16 protein-coding genes are annotated in these 18,385 nt (G+C 60.6%); 11 read left to right on the top strand and 5 right to left on the bottom strand.

All coding sequences use genetic code 11. The features are described 5' to 3' along the window. Positions 1–7: 7 nt before the first annotated feature. Together JOE32_RS17030 and JOE32_RS17025 are read right to left on the bottom strand one after the other, a co-directional pair. Positions 8–985 carry an asparaginase gene (locus JOE32_RS17030; RefSeq protein WP_209986536.1) on the bottom strand — a complete coding sequence of 326 codons (978 nt, stop codon included), beginning with the start codon at positions 983–985 and terminating at the stop codon, positions 8–10. Positions 986–1,062: 77 nt separating this feature from the next. Then, complete coding sequence (locus tag JOE32_RS17025) at positions 1,063–2,508, bottom strand: alanine/glycine:cation symporter family protein (RefSeq protein ID WP_209986534.1); 1,446 nt, start codon at positions 2,506–2,508, stop codon at positions 1,063–1,065. A 595-nt stretch (positions 2,509–3,103) separates the two neighbouring features. On the opposite strand from JOE32_RS17025, the gene JOE32_RS17020 reads away from it, so the two are divergent. The 4 genes from JOE32_RS17020 to JOE32_RS17010 all read left to right on the top strand — a co-directional run bounded on the left by JOE32_RS17020 (position 3,104) and on the right by JOE32_RS17010 (position 8,490). Then, positions 3,104–5,110 carry a DUF3274 domain-containing protein gene (locus JOE32_RS17020; protein ID WP_209986532.1) on the top strand — a complete coding sequence of 669 codons (2,007 nt, stop codon included), beginning with the start codon at positions 3,104–3,106 and terminating at the stop codon, positions 5,108–5,110. Beyond that, a complete protein-coding gene (locus tag JOE32_RS25150; protein ID WP_280922749.1) occupies positions 5,107–6,216 on the top strand; it encodes a DUF2875 family protein in 1,110 nt (369 codons plus the stop codon). Before JOE32_RS17020 ends, JOE32_RS25150 begins: the two co-directional genes overlap by 4 nt. Next, positions 6,165–6,776: a DUF2875 family protein gene (locus JOE32_RS25145; protein ID WP_280922748.1), complete on the top strand. Its 612-nt coding sequence runs from the start codon at positions 6,165–6,167 to the stop codon at positions 6,774–6,776. Before JOE32_RS25150 ends, JOE32_RS25145 begins: the two co-directional genes overlap by 52 nt. Before the next feature lie 190 nt (positions 6,777–6,966). Further along, a complete protein-coding gene (locus tag JOE32_RS17010; protein WP_209986530.1) occupies positions 6,967–8,490 on the top strand; it encodes a DUF2875 family protein in 1,524 nt (507 codons plus the stop codon). A gap of 116 nt (positions 8,491–8,606) precedes the next feature. On the opposite strand, the gene aspA is transcribed toward JOE32_RS17010, so the two are convergent. Then, entirely contained in the window at positions 8,607–10,031 is a 1,425-nt protein-coding gene (aspA, locus tag JOE32_RS17005) for an aspartate ammonia-lyase (RefSeq protein ID WP_209986528.1), read from the bottom strand. Between the two features lie 182 nt (positions 10,032–10,213). Between aspA and JOE32_RS17000 the strand changes: the two genes are divergently transcribed. From JOE32_RS17000 to JOE32_RS16980, 5 genes are all read left to right on the top strand, one after another. Further along, positions 10,214–11,122 (top strand): LysR substrate-binding domain-containing protein, encoded by a 909-nt coding sequence (locus JOE32_RS17000; protein WP_010566930.1) that lies wholly within the window; start codon positions 10,214–10,216, stop codon positions 11,120–11,122. Between the two features lie 285 nt (positions 11,123–11,407). Further along, the gene (gene purE / locus JOE32_RS16995; RefSeq protein WP_003231730.1) at positions 11,408–11,899 is read left to right on the top strand and encodes a 5-(carboxyamino)imidazole ribonucleotide mutase; all 492 of its coding nucleotides are present in this window, start codon (positions 11,408–11,410) and stop codon (positions 11,897–11,899) included. Positions 11,900–11,910: 11 nt separating this feature from the next. Further along, positions 11,911–12,996 carry a 5-(carboxyamino)imidazole ribonucleotide synthase gene (locus JOE32_RS16990; RefSeq protein ID WP_209986523.1) on the top strand — a complete coding sequence of 362 codons (1,086 nt, stop codon included), beginning with the start codon at positions 11,911–11,913 and terminating at the stop codon, positions 12,994–12,996. Positions 12,997–13,101: 105 nt separating this feature from the next. Further along, positions 13,102–13,347: a GlsB/YeaQ/YmgE family stress response membrane protein gene (locus JOE32_RS16985; protein WP_057006311.1), complete on the top strand. Its 246-nt coding sequence runs from the start codon at positions 13,102–13,104 to the stop codon at positions 13,345–13,347. Positions 13,348–13,424: 77 nt separating this feature from the next. Next, the gene (locus JOE32_RS16980; RefSeq protein ID WP_050784921.1) at positions 13,425–13,961 is read left to right on the top strand and encodes a DUF3299 domain-containing protein; all 537 of its coding nucleotides are present in this window, start codon (positions 13,425–13,427) and stop codon (positions 13,959–13,961) included. A gap of 111 nt (positions 13,962–14,072) precedes the next feature. Here the strand turns inward: JOE32_RS16980 and JOE32_RS16975 are convergent, their stop codons facing one another. Beyond that, positions 14,073–14,972: a D-hexose-6-phosphate mutarotase gene (locus tag JOE32_RS16975; RefSeq protein ID WP_209986520.1), complete on the bottom strand. Its 900-nt coding sequence runs from the start codon at positions 14,970–14,972 to the stop codon at positions 14,073–14,075. A 58-nt stretch (positions 14,973–15,030) separates the two neighbouring features. After that, positions 15,031–15,435: an acyl-CoA thioesterase gene (locus tag JOE32_RS16970; protein WP_003176975.1), complete on the bottom strand. Its 405-nt coding sequence runs from the start codon at positions 15,433–15,435 to the stop codon at positions 15,031–15,033. A gap of 406 nt (positions 15,436–15,841) precedes the next feature. Here JOE32_RS16970 and JOE32_RS16965 point away from each other — a divergent pair, with 406 nt between their 5' ends. Further along, positions 15,842–17,131 carry an MFS transporter gene (locus tag JOE32_RS16965; protein ID WP_209986517.1) on the top strand — a complete coding sequence of 430 codons (1,290 nt, stop codon included), beginning with the start codon at positions 15,842–15,844 and terminating at the stop codon, positions 17,129–17,131. A gap of 165 nt (positions 17,132–17,296) precedes the next feature. Further along, positions 17,297–18,283: a phosphate ABC transporter substrate-binding protein PstS gene (locus JOE32_RS16960; protein ID WP_015886581.1), complete on the top strand. Its 987-nt coding sequence runs from the start codon at positions 17,297–17,299 to the stop codon at positions 18,281–18,283. The last annotated feature ends 102 nt before the right edge of the window (positions 18,284–18,385 follow it).

Raw genomic sequence — 18,385 nt, 5'->3', positions numbered from 1 at the left:
GCGGGCCTCAACCCAATTCGCCGCACAGGTTGGCTTCCACCAGGCGCCGCACTTCGGCGTGATCCAGCCCGGCGCCGAGCAGCGCGTTGAGCTTGCCGAACGCCGCTTCGCGGGTCATGCCGCCTCCGGACAGCACGCCCACACCGCGCAGGCGGCTGCCGGCTTCGTAGATGTCCAGTTCCACGCCGCCTTCATGGCATTGGGTGATCGCGACCACGGCAATTCCCTTGTCCTGCGCACGCTGGAGGCTGGCGAGGAAGTCGGGGTTGTCGCTGGGGCCGGTGCCGCTGCCGAAGCATTCGAGAATCAGCCCATGAATGCCGCTGTCGATCAGGCCGTCCAACTGCGCTGCGCCGATGCCCGGCACCAGCGGCAGCACGCCGACGCTGGCCAGGGTTTTCGGCTGGCGATAATCCAGCGCCGCCGGGAGAGCGGTAGCGCGTGCCACGCCGCCCTGACGCTTGAGGGCGGCAAAGGGATTGCGCCCGAAACTGCGGACTTTCGCGCACGCGGTGGGGGCCAGCAGCGCGCCGTGAAAGTGCAGGTGCACACCCGGCGCCAGGCCTGTACCGAGGGCGGCCAGGGCGCCGCTGACGTTCTCCCAGGCATCGCTGTCGGGCACGCCCGCCGGCAGCATCGAGCCGGTGAACACCACCGGCACCGGCAGGCCCAGCAATTGGAAGCTCATGGCGGCGGCGCTGTAGGCCAGGGTGTCGGTGCCGTGCAGGATCAGCACGGCGTCGCAACCGGCGTCCGTCGCTTCGATCACTGCGCAGCGCAGGCGCTGCCAGTAGGCTGGGGTCATGTTGGCGCTGTCGATCAGCGGCGCCATCTCCTGAAAGCTCCACGCGGGTACTTGCGCCTCGGCAAGCTGCTCACGCATGCGCGCTTCAAAGCCCGAAGCAGGTGCCAGGCCGTTGGCGCTGGACTGCATGCCGATGGTGCCGCCGGTGTAGAGCACCATCACGTTGTTGGCTGATTGCATCAAAGAGTCTCCTGAACGAAAAACGCCGCCGGGCCCCGAGCATGCCCAAGGCCGGGCGGCGTGTCATCTATCTAGGCTCAGCGCTGTGGGTGCGCGCTCAGTTCAGCCGCTGGCGCCTGCTGCGGCGTCACAGGATTGGCCGGCCAGGCGCTGCGATCCAGGTCCAGGTCCGGGAACTGGCTGGAGTCGAACACCGGCGTCTTGATGCCCGCTGCGCGCTGGTTGTCGTAGTCGTTCAGGATGCGCATGGCGATCTTGAACAGGAACGCCAGGGCGAACAGGTTGACGAACGCGAGCAGGGTCATGGTGATGTCGGCGAAGGCGAATACGGTGCTCAGGTTCTCGATCGAACCCCAGAAGATCAGCACCAGCACCAGCGCGCGATAGCCCATCAACACCTTGCGGTTATTGCCGACCAGAAAGCGCAGGTTGCTCTCGCCCAGGTAGTAGTTGTACATGATCGAGGTGAACACGAACAACGCCAGGGCCACCGAGATGAACATGCGGCCCCAGTCACCGACCACGGCGGCCAGGGAGTTCTGGGTCAGGGCAATGCCGTCGCCTTCAAAGCCGGGGGTGTAGAAGCCGGAGAGCAGGATCAGCAACGCGGTGCAGGTGCAGATCACGAAGGTGTCGAGGAACACGCTGAACGCCTGCACCACGCCCTGGGCAATCGGGTGCTCTACCGAAGCGACGGCGGCCACGTTGGGCGCACTGCCCAGACCTGCTTCGTTGGCGAACACGCCGCGTTTTACGCCCATGATGATCGCACTGCCCACCAGGCCACCGAAGGCCTGGTCGAGGCCGAACGCGCTCTTGACGATGGTCGCGAGCATGGCCGGTACGTGGTCGAACTGCAGCACGATCACGTAAAGGGTTACGGCGATGTACACGAGGGTCTTGACCGGCACCAGCAGGTCGGCGATCGAGGCGATGCGCTTGATCCCGCCGATGAACACCAGGCCCAGCAACACCGCCAGCGCAAGGCCGGTGTAGGTGGTGTCGAGGCCGAAGGCATTGTTCAGCGAGTGGGTCACGGCGTGGGCTTGCAGGCCGTTGAAGGCAAAGCCGAAGGTCACCAGCAGCAGGAACGCCATGACCATGCCCAGCCAGCGTTTGTGCAGGCCGTGCTGGATGTAATAAGCCGGGCCGCCACGGTAGGCGCCGTCAGCGTCGGTGCGCTTGTACAACTGGCCCAGGGAGCATTCGATAAAGCTCGACGACATGCCCACCAGCGCGGTGACCCACATCCAGAACACGGCGCCCGGGCCACCCAGGGTCACGGCAATGCCGACGCCGGCGATGTTACCGGCACCGACGCGGCCCGCCAGGCTGAGCATCAGCGCCTGGAACGAGCTGAGTTGGCCGGAGCTGCTCTTCAGGCTGTCTTTGAATACCGAGAACATGTGGAAAAAGTGGCGCAACTGCACGAAACGCGAGCGAATCGTGAAATAACCACCGAGCCCGACAATGAGCACGATCAGTACTTTCCCTGAGAGGAAGTCGTTGATGACTTCGAGCATGGAGTGTTCCTCGCTGATTTTTTAATGGCAAACGCAGGACGGTTCGATGCATCGCTCGGCACCAGGCAGTGCACGATGCTTCGACCCCAATCCTTTTGCGGGTGTTGTTATTCATGCGCTTTCGCGTTGTTGCGGGCCATCGTTACCGATGGCCGCAGACGCGATGAGGGGCGGCACTATACCTAGGCGCGCGTGATCCGTCTGCACGGGCCGATTAAAGGTTTCAGTAAAATCCGATTGAACACCTCGGATCATTGTGAGGGTAACTGCCTGAGTAGTGGCCCGATTCACTGACGCCAGGTGCTTGCGCGACCATCGTCATAGCGTGAGCGATCCACATCGCTACCTCTTAGTGTCCTGTCGGAAGTGCTGCGCGAAACGGGCTTTTTATACCGAGCGTCTGCGCATTCTGGGGCTGTTGAGATTGGGAGGCGCCCGACCGAAAAAAGGAAATTTTCCGACAGCATTCCCAGATATTCATTCTTTAACCTTTGCGCTCTTGTGAAATCCAGGAGCAAAGGGATGACTGTTATCGATGAACAGGAGGTCATGCAGCGCGCTCAGGTGAGCGCCTCGCGTCAGGAGGTTAAAGCCTATGAGTAATTCCGGCTTTTACACGGTGGCGCAGCGCACCACCCGCCTGCTTCCAAACTGCTGGACAGCCCTCAAAATGGAGGTGCCTGCGGACCTCCCTGGCGTGGTGATTTTTTTGCATGGGGTTAACGATCCGGGGGCATCTTATGAGTCGGTTGAGACCGGATTGTGCCAGGGCGTGAATGAGCGGTTGGACCGCCCGGATCTTAAAGCGGGGCAATATGGCGCTAAATACAAGGCGGCCAGGGAAATGCCGCGTGAACAACGCAAGGATAACGAAGAGCAGATTCTCGACGACCCGGATACTTATCTTTACCAACGTGACGCAGAGGCCCCCGCAACCCGCAGTCTATTGATCCCGTTCTACTGGGGCTACCGAGCTGCACCGGAACATATCAAGCGCGATGATGCCGGTGACCCCTTCAAAATGCGCAACCAATACCAGGACGTGCATGGCAATCGGCTGGACCGCCACTTTGCCAAGGGCGGCGGGTATTTCACCAACGCCACCAACAACCTGAATCAGATGTATGGCGAGGGGTTCAAGCCAGACATCAAATCCTGGGCGGCCAATAAAACCAGCAATTATCTGTACCTCGACCATGCACCTTTGCGTCACTATTTTGTGCTGGCGGCGCATCGGTTAGCGATGCTGGTTCGGGAGATCCGTCGCCTCTCTCCTGATGAAACCATCACTATTATGGGCCACAGCCAAGGCACCCTGATCAGTCTGCTGGCCCAGGCGCTGCTGGTGGACGACAACCAGCGCTGTGCCGACACGCTCATCATGGTGGACTCGCCTTACAGCGTATTGCCCGAGGTGACGCCCAAGGGCAGCGACACCCTGGCGACGCTGATACGCATCGTCACAGCGACCACCACCGCCCCCCACGCGCAGCCGCCACTTGCGCACCTCAGAAATCTTCGGACGTATGGCGGACGGTCGGGACCACGATGGTCTCCCGAGCAAGGGACTCGGCTGGATAAAAACCAGGCATTGACGGTATTTCCCGAGCGCGACAATCGCGGCAAGGTCTATTTGTACTTCTGCCCGGACGACACCACCGTTGCGCTCAAAGACGTTCAGGGCATCGGCACCTTTGGCATGCCGGATGTATTGCCCAATGGCACAGCGGCGATGACGGCATTGCAGTCCTTGCGCTTTTATCAGCGGATGTGGACCAAGCGCCATCGGGACGGCGAGCCTGTGCTGGTGGGCAAGGCTCCTCAACCCGAGCAGGTGCGGGCTGGCGCAGAGTCTTACCATCCCGGTGGGTGGTCAATCCCCGCACTCGTCTCCCGGGCCGGAATACGCGAAGGTCAGGAACGCCACATCAATGCCGAGGCGCTGCACCCGTCCCATGCCCCGCACCTGTTTGGCGGCGAGGCGATAAGCGGTACGCCGACCACCGCAGGGCTGGACCGGCCCGACGATGTGGGCAAGAGCGTGGCGCTGGGCAAGGAGGCGGCCACGTTTAAATGGATTCAAATGCCGGCCGAATATGACCCTCCGTTGACTACCCAAAACGAAGCACTGGCGCGTTTTAACGCGCAAAGCAAAGACCCTGAAGACCACACCCGCGCGGTGCGCAAGTCCACCCGGCATTCGCGCCATGAGCGTGAAGAAACGCCACGGGAAGCACGTGCCCGTATGGACGTGGACAGCACAGCGTGGGAGGAAAACTCCTATCACTCAGGGGTGTTGCGCAGTCCGGAAAACCATCGGTGGGTGACCGCGATGGACATTGCGATTGGGCAGGCCGAGTGCCTGAATGATCCGGTGATGAGAGCGGTGTTGGTGGCGATTGCGGATTGGAAGTTGAATGAAGACCAATTCAAAAAGGTGCAAGAACTACCGGGCTGGGCGCGATTAAGTACGCAAGCGCAGGAATTGGTGACAGCCAGCTATTTGTACTACGACAAAGGTACGTTTCCTTCCGCTGACCTGGTACCGCTGACACCGCCAACGTTGGTCGCCGGGTTGCCGAGAAAAGGAGCTTCCCGATGAGCGCTGATCAGGGTTGGTGGGATGTGAGGCCAAAGCTTAAAGGCTACTTCTTTGCGGCATTCATACTGCTCAGCCTTTGGTTCGGATTCGACTGGTTTATAGGCACTTTCTTACAGACAGGCAGCCAAGGTATTAAAGATATGCGTACGGAGAGTCACTGGAAACTTGCAGGGGTATTGGGGCTGTTGGTGATAGTTTTTAGTGCTCATTGGGCGGCCAAGACCGAGGCCGCTACCGATGCGCGACTGGACGATTATCGAACCCAGGCTATTGCCAAGAAAGCAGAGAAAATAGCCGAACAGACGCGCACTTACGCGTTGGAAATTCGCGGTACGGGGCTTGCGGTGGACGATTGGCACCAATCGTCGATATGGCGCGAAATAGAGAAGAAAAAAGATAATTTTGCCTCCATCTATTCGCAAAATCCCAGTGACTACGATCCATCGCTGACTTCACGAGAAACCACCCAGAGCCTCAATATCCGCGTGGCTTTCAAGCATTCGGCGGGCAACTCGGTGGCGTATTGGCCTATACCTGTGTTTGCAATTGCCCCGCCTAAGCAGCCTGGCGACATAGGCGCTGCTGGCAATATTAACAGAGGGCGTAATGCTGCCACTCTGGGCGTCACGTTGTTCCTTTGGCAGGATGCGGAAAACACCACCCATGCTCAGGGCATGATTGAGCGACTGTTTCAGTTTTTCGATGACAATCCAATGGTGCCACAGGCTTTGATCGTGAGCCGGGACGGTGATGTCACGCGCAACGGCTATCGCGTTGCCGGTACTCCAGGTTTGCCTGGTTGGCTTCAAGTCGTGCCAACGGTGTTTGAAAGCATGACCGGCCTGCTGGTAACGCGCTCAGATCGGGTGGATCGCTATATCCGGCCTTACGTGACCAATGATAAAGAAGACAATCAAAACAAGAATACTGACCTTGGCAAGCTGTGGGCCTTTTATTGGGATCGTAGTCGTGCATTCGACGATTGGTACTTAAAAGCTGAACGCGCCAAGGGTGCCAATCCCCTTTATGCCCCCAGCACCATGCCCCCAGCACCATGTCCTCCGCCTACTGGCAGACCCAGCTCCCCGACCTCTGGCGCACCCTGAGCAACCGAGGCTCCGGCGAATTTACGCCTTCCCCCTGGCTCCCCGCCCGATGGGCGCGCCATCAAGTCGCAGAGTTCGACGCCGCACCGGTACTTGGCTACCTGCACCGTCCTGTCAAAGTCTCGATGCACGACGGAACCGGCACGTTGCTAAAACCCGCCTTACAGGCCAAGGCGCTGCAAACCGCCTGGCTCAAGGCACTCGACACCTTGCCCAGAGACCAGAAGCCCGTGCGTGTGTTCTACGACAGCATCGACAATATCGCTGGCGAAATCGCCCTCAATAACGCCTTGCACGCCCTCAACACTGACGGCCATGGCATCGAACTGGGCAACGTCGAAGAGGGTTACGACATCGGTCGCCGGCTGGGCAACACAGGCGTCAGCAGCACCCTCGTGCAAATCAATCTCGCAACAATCGCCAGCTACAAGAACGGCGGCGTGAGCGCAGTTGTTTACACCGGCTCGGACGGCAGCGTCACCGTGCAAATGGTGCGTCCGCCGGACGAGGCGCGTAAGGCGATGAACCATAAAAACCGGGGTAATGATCCGTTTAAATAGGGTGGGCCGGGATGAGCACGCCCATTGCCGGAATGATCCGAGTTCCGGTTGAGTAAAGAAGCTCAGGCTTTAGTAAAAGCCAGTCACCTGTGGCTACTTCTTCGCGGCAGCCCTACTACTCGGTTTTTGGTTCGGATTCGACTGGTTTATAGGCACTTTCTTACAGACAGGCAGCCAAGGTATTAAAGAAATGCGTACGGAGAGTCACTGGAAACTTGCAGGGGTATTGGGGCTGTTGGTGATAGTTTTTAGTGCTCATTGGGCGGCCAAGACCGAGGCCGCTACCGATGCGCGACTGGACGATTATCGAACCCGGGCCATGGCCAAAAAAGCAGAGAAAATAGCCGAGCAGACACGCACTTACGCGTTGGAAATTCGCGGTACGGGGCTTGCGGTGGACGATTGGCACCAATCGTCGATATGGCGCGCAATAGAGAAGAAAAAGGACAACTTTTCCTCTATCTATTCGCAAAATCCCAGTGACTACGATCCATCGCTGACTTCACGCGAAACCACCCAGAGCCTCAATATCCGCGTGGCTTTCAAGTATTCGGGGGGCAACTCGGTGGCGTACTGGCCGATTCCGGTCTTTGCAATTGGTCCACCCAAGCGACCTAAAGATATAGGAGCAGCCAGCAATATCATGGGAGGACGTAACGCCGCGACACTCGGCGTAACCTTGGTCCTTTGGCAAGATGCCGAAAATACAACCCACGCTCAGAGCAGCGTTGAACGGCTTTTCAGCTTTTTTGATGAAAACCCTCAGGTGCCCCAGGCACTGATCATCAGTGAAGACGGAGATGTGACGCGAGATGTCTATCGCGTTGCCGGTACTCCAGGTTTGCCTGGTTGGCTTCAAGTCGTGCCAACGGTGTTTGAAAGCATGACCGGCCTGCTGGTAACGCGCTCAGATCGGGTGGATCGCTACATCCGGCCTTACGTGACCAATGACAGAGAAGACAATCAGAACAAAAATACCGATCTGGGCAAGTTGTGGGCGTTTTATTGGAAGCACGCTCCTGCGTTCAGAAAAGTCTACGAGGAGGCTGAACGTGCCAAAGGCGCTAAAGAGCCTAATGGTCCCGGTGCCATGTCCTCCGCCTACTGGCACGCCCAGCTCCCCGACCTCTGGCGCACCCTGAGCAACCGAGGCTCCGGCGAATTTACGCCTTCCCCCTGGCTCCCCGCCCGATGGGCGCGCCATCAAGTCGCAGAGTTCGACGCCGCACCGGTACTTGGCTACCTGCACCGTCCTGTCAAAGTCTCGATGCACGACGAAACCGGCACGTTGCTAAAACCCGCCTTACAGGCCAAGGCGCTGCAAACCGCCTGGCTCAAGGCACTCGACACCTTGCCCAGAGACCAGAAGCCCGTGCGTGTGTTCTACGACAGCATCGACAATATCGCTGGCGAAATCGCCTTCAATAACGCCTTGCACGCCCTCAACACTGACGGCCATGGCATCGAACTGGGCAACGTCGAAGAGGGTTACGACATCGGTCGCCGGCTGGGCAACACAGGCGTCAGCAGCACCCTCGTGCAAATCAATCTCGCAACAATCGCCAGCTACAAGAACGGCGGCGTGAGCGCAGTTGTTTACACCGGCTCGGACGGCAGCGTCACCGTGCAAATGGTGCGTCCGCCGGACGAGGCGCGTAAGGCGATGAACCATAAAAATCGGGGTAATGATCCGTTCAAATATGTGCCGGGATGAGCACGCCCATTGCCTGGGTGACGTACTCAAAAAAAAGGGCCTGAAGAACAAATCTTCAGGCCCTCAAAAGGTGAGAGGTGTCTAGTCCCTCAACCTGGTGAGCAGTGCAACGGACATCAGGCCTTCAACGGGACCAGACGTGGAGCGATCATGTTTTCGGGGCGCAGGATGTCGTCGAGCATGGCGTCGTCGAGCAAGCCTTCTTCGCGCACCAGTTCCAGCACGCCGCGACCGCTTTCAAGGGCGATTCGCGCAATGCGGGTGGCGTTTTCATAGCCGATGTAGGGGTTCAGCGCGGTGACCAGGCCGATGGAGTGTTCCACCAGTTCGCGGCAGCGCGCTTCGTTGGCGGTGATGCCGACGATGCAGTGTTCGCGCAGCATGTCCATCGCGCGTTGCAGCAGGCGGATCGAGTCGAAGATCTTGAAGGCGATCAGCGGCTCCATCACGTTCAGCTGCAGTTGGCCGCCTTCGGCCGCCATGGTCAGCGCCAGGTCGTTGCCGATGACCTGGAATGCCACCTGGTTGACCGCTTCCGGGATCACCGGGTTGACCTTGCCGGGCATGATCGAGCTGCCTGGCTGGCGGGCCGGCAGGTTGATCTCGTTGATGCCGGTGCGTGGGCCGCTGGACAGCAGGCGCAGGTCGTTGCAGATCTTCGACAGCTTCACGGCGGTACGCTTGAGCATGCCGGAGAACAGTACGAAGGCGCCCATGTCGGAAGTGGCTTCGATCAGGTCCGCGGCCGGGACTACTGGCTGGCCACTGATAACGGCCAGGCGTTGTACGGCCAGGGCCTGATAACGCGGGTCGGCGTTGATGCCAGTACCGATGGCGGTGCCGCCCAGGTTCACTTCGGTCAACAGCTCTGGCGCCAGGGTTTTCAGGCGGGCCAGGTCTTCACCGAGGGTGGTGGCGAAGGCGCGGAATTCCTGGCCAAGGGTCATCGGCACGGCGTCCTGCAACTGGGTGCGGCCCATTTTCAGCACATGGCCGAATTCCACACCCTTGGCGGCGAAGGCCTGGATCAGGCTGTCGAGGCTGGCCAGCAGCGCGTCATGGCCCAGCAGCAGACCCAGGCGGATCGCGGTCGGGTAGGCGTCGTTGGTCGACTGCGCCATGTTCACGTCGTTGTTGGGATGCAAGTACTGGTATTCGCCCTTCTGGTGACCCATGGCCTCCAGCGCGATATTGGCGATGACTTCGTTGGCATTCATGTTGGTTGAAGTGCCGGCGCCGCCTTGAATCATGTCCACCACGAACTCTTCGTGGAAATCGCCGCGGATCAAGCGGGCACAGGCTTCGCTGATGGCCGCGTGCTTGGCTTCGCTGAGCTGACCCAACTCGCGGTTGGCATCCGCTGCCGCTTGCTTGACCATTGCCAGACCGACCACCAATTTCGGGTAATGCGAAATCGGAACGCCCGAGAGGCGGAAGTTGTTCACCGCTCGCAGGGTCTGGATGCCGTAGTACGCTTGAGCGGGTACGTCGAGTACGCCAAGCAGGTCTTTTTCTGTGCGGAATGATGCAGCGGAGGACATGACGGAAATCATCTCGATAGGGACCCGGAACAGGCCGGAACGCTGCGAATGCTAGGCGTGTGGACGTTTTTGGGCCAATGCTGTTAAACACTGGGCTATGCACAAACGGCATAATGTCGGCGTGACCCGGCTATCATGACGGGCGTGTGTGCCAAATGGGTGCGTGGCCTTGGGAGGCAGTGATGAACCTTGAGAGCAAATGGCTGGAAGACTTCAGCGCCCTGGCGGCGACGCGCAGCTTTTCCCAGGCGGCGGAGCGGCGGTTCGTCACCCAGCCGGCGTTCAGTCGGCGTATCCGCAGCCTGGAGGCCGCGCTGGGCCTGACGCTGGTCAACCGTTCGCGCACACCGGTGGAACTGACGGCGGCGGGGCAACTGTTTCTGGTCACCGCGCGTACGGTGGTCGAACAGTTGGGCGAAGTGCTGCGCCATTTGCATCATCTGGAAGGCGGGCAGGGCGAAGTCATGCAAGTGGCCGCCGCCCACTCATTGGCGCTGGGGTTCTTCCCGCGCTGGATCGCCCAACTGCGCAACGAAGGTTTGAACATCGCCACGCGGCTGGTCGCCACCAACGTCGGCGACGCGGTGCACGCCCTGCGCGAAGGCGGTTGCGACCTGATGCTGGCGTTCTACGACCCGGATGCCGCGATGCAGATGGACGCCGAAATCTTCCCTTCGCTGCACCTGGGTAACACCGAAATGCTCCCGGTATGCGCTGCCGACGCCGACGGCAAGCCGCTGTTCGACTTGGAAGGCGAGGGCAGCGTGCCGTTGCTGGCCTACAGCGCCGGCGCATTCCTCGGCCGTTCGGTGCACCTGCTGCTGCGCCAGCGCGCGCTGCGTTTTACCACCGTGTACGAAACCGCGATGGCCGACAGCCTCAAGAGTATGGCGCTGGAAGGCCTGGGCATTGCCTGGGTGCCGCAACTCAGCGTACGCGCGGAACTGGCGCGGGGCGAACTGGTGGTGTGTGGCGGGCCGCAGTGGCATGTGCCACTGGAGATTCGCCTGTATCGCTGCGCGTTGGTGCGCAAGGCGAATGTGCGGTTGTTGTGGCGCAAGCTCGAAGGTGGCGCCGCGCAAAACACCTGAGTTCAACCTCGGGCCCAACACAGGGCAAAATGTGGGAGGGGGCAAGCCCTCTCCCACATTATTTCGCGGTGCTTTGGACTGACTCTTAAGTCAATAAAACCGCTACTTTGCACCGCTGGACAGATGGTCATCCAAGGGGCTGTTTATCCCGATTATTACGGTATACTGCGCGGCCTTCGGCCGGTCCAACCGGCCTTATTTCGTACACCAAGCCACGCCGGATTTCCTGCGTGGCTTGTTGTTTTTTGACGCGCCTGCGGGCGCCCAGAGAGAAGAGGCACGACGATGAGTGCATTGGTTGGCGTGATCATGGGCTCCAAGTCCGATTGGTCCACCCTTAGCCACACCGCCGATATGCTGGAAAAACTCGGCATTGCGTACGAAGTGAAGGTGGTCTCCGCCCACCGCACTCCGGACCTGCTGTTCCAGTATGCCGATGAGGCAGAATCCCGTGGCATCGAGGTGATCATCGCCGGTGCCGGCGGTGCGGCGCATTTGCCAGGCATGTGTGCGGCCAAGACCCACCTGCCTGTGCTTGGGGTGCCAGTGCAGTCGTCGATGCTCTCGGGCGTGGACTCGCTGTTGTCCATCGTGCAGATGCCCGCCGGCATCCCGGTGGCGACCCTGGCGATCGGCAAGGCCGGCGCGATCAACGCCGCCTTGCTGGCGGCCAGCATCCTCGGCGCCAAGCACCCGCAGTTCCACGCGGTGCTGAAAAAATTCCGTGCCGAGCAGACAGACAGCGTGCTGGACAATCCAGACCCACGCATCGCCTGAGGTTGTTATTGATGAAAATCGGTGTAATCGGTGGCGGCCAACTGGGTCGTATGCTGGCTCTGGCGGGCACCCCGCTGGGGATGAACTTCGCTTTCCTGGACCCTGCGCCGGATGCCTGCGCGGCGGCCCTGGGTGAACACCTGCGCGCTGACTACAGTGACCCGGATCACCTGCGCCAACTGGCCGAGGAAGTCGATCTGGTGACCTTCGAGTTCGAAAGTGTCCCGGCTGAAACGGTGGCGTTCCTGTCGCAATTCGTGCCGGTGTACCCGAGCGCCGAAGCACTGCGCATTGCGCGCGACCGCTGGTTCGAAAAGAGCATGTTCAAGGACCTGGGTATTCCGACCCCGGACTTCGCCGACATTCAGTCCCAGGCGGACCTGGACGCCGCCGTCGCCCGCATCGGCCTGCCGGCGGTGCTCAAGACCCGCACCCTGGGTTACGACGGCAAGGGCCAGAAAGTGCTGCGCACCGAGGCCGACGTGGTGGGCACCTTCGCCGAGCTGGGCAGCGTCGCCTGCCTGCTGGAAGGCTTCGTGCCGTTCACCGGCGAAGTATCGCTGATCGCCGTGCGTGCCCGCGATGGCGAAACCCGTTTCTACCCGCTGGTGCACAACACCCACGACAGCGGCATCCTCAAGCTGTCCGTGGCCAGTACCGATCACCCGTTGCAGGCCCTGGCCGAAGACTATTCCAGCCGCGTGCTCAAGCAGCTGGACTACGTCGGGGTGATGGCCTTCGAGTTCTTTGAAGTGGACGGTGGCCTCAAGGCCAACGAAATCGCACCACGGGTGCACAACTCCGGGCACTGGACCACCGAAGGCGCCGAGTGCAGCCAGTTCGAAAACCACCTGCGGGCGGTGGCGGGCTTGCCGCTGGGCTCCACGGCCAAAGTCGGCGAGAGCGCCATGCTCAATTTCATCGGTTCGGTGCCGCCCGTGGAGCGTGTGATCGCCATCGATGATTGCCACCTGCATCACTACGGCAAGGCCTTCAAGGCCGGGCGCAAGGTCGGCCACGCCAACCTGCGTTGCAAGGACCGTGCGACGCTGCAGGCGCAGATCCTCAAGGTCGAAGCGCTGATCGCCGAACAATAAGCCTGGCGATGACGGGAACCATTGGTTGCCGCCGTCCCTCTGATTGCAGGATGGCAAAGCCTGACCAGGCTTTGGCATGACTCACACCAATCAGAGGGAAATGCCATGGGTATCATCGGAACCATCTTTATCGGCTTGATCGTCGGCCTGCTGGCGCGCTTCCTCAAGCCCGGCGACGACAGCATGGGCTGGATCATGACCATCCTGCTGGGTATCGCCGGCTCCCTGGCCGCGACCTACGGTGGTCAGGCGCTGGGTATCTACCAGGCCGGTCAAGGCGCAGGCTTCATCGGCGCACTGGTCGGTGCCATCGTACTGCTGGTGATCTACGGCCTGATCAAAAGGAAGTAATCAGCCGACAAAGTCCTCTGCGCTGCGCAGGCGCAGAGGGCTAGAATACTCGGCACTTGAATTTGCCGAGCTTCTCCATGCGCCGTCTACTGTTGACACTCCTCTTGCTGGGCTCAGGCCTGGCGCACGCCGGTGAACTGCCGGAAACCGACTGGCTCGACCTGATGCCCCTGTCGGACCAGAAAGCCCTCGAAGCCATGCCCGAGATCGACCATAACTCCCCCGAAGCCCAAGGCACGTTCACCGACAAGGGTGGCCTCAAGCAAAGCAAGGGGTTGCCGGCGGTGATGTATTCCACCAAGACGGTGGCCGCCATGAACGGCAAGAACATCCGCATCGGCGGCTACCCGGTGCCGCTGGAAACCGATGCAAAGGGTCGCAGCACGCTGTTCTTCCTGGTGCCATACCCGGGCGCCTGTATCCACGTGCCGCCACCGCCGCCCAACCAGCTGGTGCTGGTGCGCTATCCCAAGGGGCTGAAGCTGGATGATATCTACACGCCGCTGTGGGTCACGGGAACGTTGAAGGTGGAGAAGGTGAATAACGATCTGGCGGATGCGGCGTATGCGCTGGATGCGGGCAAGGTCCGCGTAGTGAAGGAATCCGACCTGTAAGAAACCTGCCCGTGCGGGAGCTGGCTTGCCTGCGATGCAGACGCCTCGGTGTGTCAGTAATATCGAGGTGATGCTATCGCAGGCAAGCCAGCTCCCACAGTTGAATCGGGTTTACAGGGGGAGGGCTGTGATGCTCACGGCCAGGGTGTGGCTTTCGCCCGGGGCCAATGCCACCACATCATCCAGCACATTCGCCGTCTCGATGCACAACATGCCCGTCCAGCCATCGTTGGCCATGTCGTCGAAGGCTTTGGCGCGTTCGGTCCAGGGGTTCCAGATGACGGTGGAGTGGGAGCCCTGGCTGGTGAGCTGGATGCGGCGCTGCCAGTCTTTGTCGACGATGTTGAGCTGCGTCGGAGTGTCGAGATAGATACGGTCGGTCTCGGCGGCGAACGGTAGTAGGCCGGACTGCTGTTTCTCGGTCCAGCCATCGGCGGTATCGATATACGTCAGGCCATCCAGACCCTCAACCTGCACGTTGCGCACATCGCTGACCGCGAAATAGGTGTGCAGCGCCTGGCTGAGTGTCACGGTGTGGTCGTCACGGTTGTGGCTGGTCAGGCGGATGTGCAGTGGGTCGTCCAGCAGCAGGCTCAGCTTCAGGTCGACCTGATGGGGCCAGCCAGGAAAGCCGCCGACAGGCGCTGGCAGGACCAGGTCCACACGCAGTGCTTCACCTTCGAGTTCGGTCGCAGCCAATTCCCAGATCGCAGTTCGCACAAAACCATGGGCACCGGCCGGCTGTTCGCTCTGGCGCATCGCCTTCACGCTCTGCGGGTTGCGGTCGAACACGCCAAACCATGGCCAGCACACCGGCACACCGGTACGAATGCCTTTGCCTTGCTTGAACACCGCGTCGGGGTTCGGCCATATCAGCGGCTGCTCGCCCTGACGCTGATAGCTGAAGATATGCGCGCCCTGTTGGGCCACCATCAGTTCGGCGCCGTTGTGGCGAATACGCCAGCAGTCCAGCTCGTCGATCTTTACGGTTTCAACGTGGGGCGTCGGCATGTCACAGCTCTCTCAATGGCAGGCAATGGGGCAATGGACCGTCAAAACCGCGCGAGGTTTAACGCGCGCGTGACGGCACCGAGCGGGTGCGACCACTGCCATCGATGGCGACGAACACGAAGACCGCCTCGGTCACCTTGCGCCATTCACTGGACAGCGGGTCGTCGCTCCACACTTCGACCATCATCTGGATCGAGCTGCGGCCGATTTCCAGGGCCTGGGTATAGAAGGACAACTGCGCGCCCACCGCCACCGGTACCAGGAAGGCCATGCGATCAATCGCCACGGTGGCCACGCGACCACCGGCGACCTTGCTGGCCATTGCCGTGCCAGCCAGGTCCATCTGCGCAACCAGCCAGCCGCCGAAGATATCGCCAAAACCGTTGGTTTCACGGGGGAGCGCGGTGATTTGCAGGGCGAGATCGCCTTGCGGGATTGGATCTTCTTGTTCGAGTTCGATCATGCCGAGGGTGCCTCTGACCCGTGACGCTTCATGGGTATTTCAAATGGATAGCCGTCTTGCGAAAAAACGTTTCAGCACCAACATACACCGCTCGATGCGTTTCTCGTAAGGCGTACTGAAGGGAAACTCTGCCAAATCGGCTGGATGGCACCCAACGGCGTTTTGGCACAGCAGCCCGTCAAGACTGCGGGTCTTGCACTTGCAAGGGCCGAGTATATCCACAGGTTGGCGTCACTACGACCTCCGGGGGCTCATTTGGTCACTAATCAAGCGCTGTACGGCGGCTTTTGCGCGCAACTGTTCTCCTGGCGCTGTGCTTTTACAAGCGATTTGCTATCTTGCCAAGCCGCCGCCCGTCACGGCGTGTGTCCTTCATTACGCTGATTACTATAAGAGAAGCCTTGCCATGTCCTCCGTGCCCGCAAGCAGTGCGCCACCTTCGCGCCCGCTGACCCGCAACGACTATAAAACCCTGTCGCTGTCTGCCTTGGGCGGGGCGCTGGAATTCTACGACTTCATCATCTTCGTGTTTTTCGCCACCGTGGTCGGAAAACTGTTCTTTCCCGTCGACATGCCCGAATGGCTGCGCATGATGCAGACCTTCGGCATCTTTGCGGCCGGCTACCTGGCGCGCCCGCTGGGCGGCATCATCATGGCGCACTTCGGCGACCTGCTGGGCCGCAAGAAGATGTTTACCCTGAGCATCTTCATGATGGCCGTGCCGACGCTGATCATGGGCCTGCTGCCAACCTACGCGCAGATCGGCCTGTGGGCGCCGCTGTTATTGCTGTTGATGCGCGTCATCCAGGGCGCGGCCATTGGCGGCGAAGTGCCCGGCGCCTGGGTGTTCGTCTCCGAACACGTTCCGCCGCGTCACATTGGCTACGCCTGCGGCACCCTGACCAGCGGCCTCACCGCCGGCATCCTGTTGGGATCGCTGGTGGCCACTGCCATCAACACGCTTTATAGCCCCGAGCAGGTCTCGGATTACGCCTGGCGTATCCCGTTCCTGCTTGGTGGGGTGTTCGGTCTACTGTCGGTGTACCTGCGGCGCTGGCTGCATGAAACGCCGATCTTTGCCGAGATGCAGCAACGCAAGGCCCTGGCCGCCGAGCTGCCGTTGCGTGCGGTACTGCGCGACCACCGTGGCGCCATCGTGCTGTCGATGCTGCTGACCTGGTTGCTGTCGGCCGGCGTCGTGGTGGTTATCCTGATGACCCCGACCGTGCTGCAAACCGTCTACCACTTCAGCCCGACAGTAGCGCTGCAGGCCAACAGCCTGGCCATCGTGACCCTGAGCCTGGGTTGCATCGCTTCCGGCGCACTGGCCGACCGCTTCGGTGCCGGGCGCGTGCTGGTCAGCGGTTGTCTGCTGCTGCTGGCGACGTCGTGGACGCTGTACCACAGCCTCATCGAGCACCCGAACTGGCTCTTCCCGCTGTACACCCTGACCGGCCTGTTTGTCGGCGTGATCGGTGTGGTGCCTTACGTCATGGTCAAAGCCTTCCCGCCGGTGGTGCGTTTCAGCGGGTTGTCGTTTTCCTACAACGTGGCCTACGCCATCTTCGGCGGGCTGACGCCGCTGGCGGTGTCGTTGCTGATGAAGGAAAGCCCGATGGGTCCTGCCTACTATGTTGCCGCGCTGTGTGTGATGGGCGCGCTGGTGGGCGGGTACCTCTGGAAGCGTGGACGCTGATTGATGGGTCCCACGCTTGCGTGGGAATCCCCTTGGGACGCTCAAGTCCCCCTTGCTTGCGATAGTGGCCTTTCATCTAACTGTCATATTCTCGACATAGAGTGTTCACACGGCCTCTCGATACTTGGCCCCGATCCAACTATCCCTATCTGCTAGGAGCAAGGCATGAAACTGAAGCGTTTGATGGCGGCAATGACTTTTGTCGCTGCTGGCGTTGCGACCGCCAACGCGGTGGCCGCTGGTGTTGACCCGGCAATCCCGGCTTATGTTAAGACCACTGGTGTGTCGGGCAACCTGTCCAGCGTCGGTTCCGATACCCTGGCTAACCTGATGACCCTGTGGGCCGAGGGTTATAAGAAGGAATACCCGAACGTCAACATCCAGATTCAAGCTGCCGGCTCCGCCACTGCACCCCCTGCGCTGACTGAAGGCACCTCCAACCTGGGCCCGATGAGCCGCAAGATGAAGGACACCGAGCTGGCTGCCTTCGAGCAGAAGTACGGCTACAAGCCCACCGCTATTCCGGTGGCCGTGGATGCCCTGGCTGTGTTCGTGCACAAGGACAACCCGATCCAGCACCTGACCATGGAACAGGTCGACGCGATCTTCTCGTCGACTCGCCTGTGCGGTGCCAAAGCCGACGTGAAAACCTGGGGCGACCTGGGTGTGACCGGCGACCTGGCCAACAAGCCGGTGCAACTGTTCGGTCGTAACTCGGTATCCGGCACCTACGGCTACTTCAAGGAAGAAGCCCTGTGCAAAGGCGACTACAAGCCTAACGTGAACGAACAGCCTGGCTCGGCTTCGGTTGTGCAGTCGATCAGCTCTTCGCTCAACGGCATCGGTTACTCGGGCATCGGCTACAAGACCGCCAGCGTGAAAACCGTGGCTCTGGCCAAGAAGGGCAGCACGGACTTCATCGAAGACACCGAAGAAAACGCCCTGAACGGCAAGTACCCGCTGTCGCGTTTCCTCTACGTTTACGTCAACAAAGCCCCGAACAAGCCGCTGGCACCGCTGGAAGCCGAGTTCGTGAAGCTGGTACTGTCGAAACAGGGCCAGGAAGTTGTCGTGAAAGACGGCTACATCCCACTGCCAGCCAAGGTTGCCGCCAAGGCACTGGCTGACCTGGGTCTGAAAGAAGGCAACTAAGCCCGTAATACCGGGTGTAGATGCACGCTTCTCTGTGGGAGCGGGCTGCCCGCGATGCTGGCGACGCGGTTTAACGTTGAACCGTGTTGATGCCATCGCGGG

The organism is Pseudomonas sp. PvP025, from assembly GCF_017832155.1.
Classification (GTDB): Bacteria; Pseudomonadota; Gammaproteobacteria; order Pseudomonadales; family Pseudomonadaceae; genus Aquipseudomonas.
Note: the sequence above shows the minus strand (reverse complement) of the source record. Positions and strands in the feature narration are given on the sequence as shown.